Origin of the sequence: Halorubrum sp. SP9 (assembly GCF_005435015.1) — an archaeon.
Lineage (GTDB): Archaea > Halobacteriota > Halobacteria > Halobacteriales > Haloferacaceae > Halorubrum > Halorubrum sodomense.
The window spans coordinates 1-320 of the sequence record NZ_SGXU01000555.1; the positions used below are offsets into that span (position 1 = coordinate 1).

General features: G+C 56.6%; 1 protein-coding gene. It reads right to left on the minus strand.

All coding sequences use genetic code 11. From position 1 onward, the window contains the following. The coding region (gene tnpA, locus EXE45_RS18570) for an IS200/IS605 family transposase (RefSeq protein ID WP_137695177.1) at positions 1 to 147 on the minus strand (147 nt) is incomplete at its 3' end. Positions 148 to 320: the final 173 nt, after the last annotated feature.

Here is a 320-nt window from a genome sequence, read left to right on the forward strand (position 1 = left end):
TATTTCGAGGCCCTTGTCGTCGGCTATTTCGTGGAGGATGGTTCGCACACGGTCTGCGACCTCGTTGACAAGTACCGACTGTCGGTACTTCGGTAACCACACTATGTGGTAGTTGAGGTTGTAGGTCGCGTGACGTGTGGTCTTCATCCGTGCCACACACTATGGGGCAACGTATCTTAATACCGGCGGTGAATCGGTGGGAAATCCAGCCGTAGCGTCGTCGGTGGAGATGTACGCTATTGTCCGCTCGACCCCCGCCTAAAGACGGGGGTATGCGCTCGCAACTCTATCACGCAGGGACTATAGCCGCACGGGGTGGT